This window comes from Streptomyces sp. PU-14G (assembly GCF_041028275.1).
Taxonomy (GTDB): Bacteria; Actinomycetota; Actinomycetes; order Streptomycetales; family Streptomycetaceae; genus Streptomyces.
In genome coordinates, this window is record NZ_JASKYT010000665.1 from 1 (window position 1) to 1,303 (window position 1,303).

Below are 1,303 nucleotides of genomic sequence, written 5' to 3' on the forward strand. Positions count from 1 at the left end.
GTCACGACACCACATGCAAGCATGTGATGCGACGCTCCCACGGCTTGTAGGCACACGGTTTCAGGTACTCTTTCACTCCGCTCCCGCGGTACTTTTCACCATTCCCTCACGGTACTATCCGCTATCGGTCACCAGGGAATATTTAGGCTTAACGGGTGGTCCCGCCAGATTCACACAGGATTTCTCGGGCCCCATGCTACTTGGGTGTTCCATAAACGAGCCGTACAGATTTCAGCTACGGGGGTCTTACCCTCTACGCCGGGCCTTTCGCATGCCCTTCGCCTACCCATACGGTTTCTCACTCGTCCAACAGCCGACAGACCATTGAAATGGAATCCCACAACCCCGCATGCGCAACCCCTGCCGGGTCTCACACACATACGGTTTAGCCTCCTCCGGTTTCGCTCACCACTACTCCCGGAATCACGGTTGTTTTCTCTTCCTACGGGTACTGAGATGTTTCACTTCCCCGCGTTCCCTCCACACCGCCTATACATTCAGCGGCAGGTGACAGCCCATGACGACTGCCGGGTTCCCCCATTCGGACACCCCCGGATCACAGCTCGGTTGACAACTCCCCGGGGTCTATCGCGGCCTCCCACGTCCTTCATCGGTTCCTGGTGCCAAGGCATCCACCGTGCGCCCTTAAAAACTTGGCCACAGATGCTCGCGTCCACTGTGCAGTTCTCAAACAACAACCAGCCACCCACCACCCCACACCACCGTGCGAGTTCACTGGGACCGGCACCGAAGGACGACCCACGGCCGCACCCTCAGACACCCAACAGCGCGCCCGACACCCCAGCCCCCAGCCCACGTTCCACGCCGAAGCAGTACTARTGAACCCTGAACCAAGATGCCGAATAGTCAACGTTCCACCCATGAGCAAACCACCGTCGAACGTTCGCCGACGTCATGGCCTCTGAACCGGCCGAAACCAGCTTGAGTGCTCCTTAGAAAGGAGGTGATCCAGCCGCACCTTCCGGTACGGCTACCTTGTTACGACTTCGTCCCAATCGCCAGTCCCACCTTCGACGATTCCCTCCCACAAGGGGTTGGGCCACCGGCTTCGGGTGTTACCGACTTTCGTGACGTGACGGGCGGTGTGTACAAGGCCCGGGAACGTATTCACCGCAGCAATGCTGATCTGCGATTACTAGCGACTCCGACTTCATGGGGTCGAGTTGCAGACCCCAATCCGAACCGAGACCGGCTTTTTGAGATTCGCTCCACCTCACGGCATCGCAGCTCATTGTACCGGCCATTGTAGCACGTGTGCAGCCCAAGACCTAAGGGGCATGAT

At 58.5% G+C, this 1,303-nt stretch carries 2 rRNA genes; both read right to left on the bottom strand.

Annotated elements, in window-relative coordinates:
- Positions 1–659 (bottom strand): 23S ribosomal RNA (locus AB8Z75_RS34520); the annotation flags it as partial.
- A gap of 298 nt (positions 660–957) precedes the next feature.
- A 16S ribosomal RNA gene (locus AB8Z75_RS34525) occupies positions 958–1,303 on the bottom strand; the annotation flags it as partial.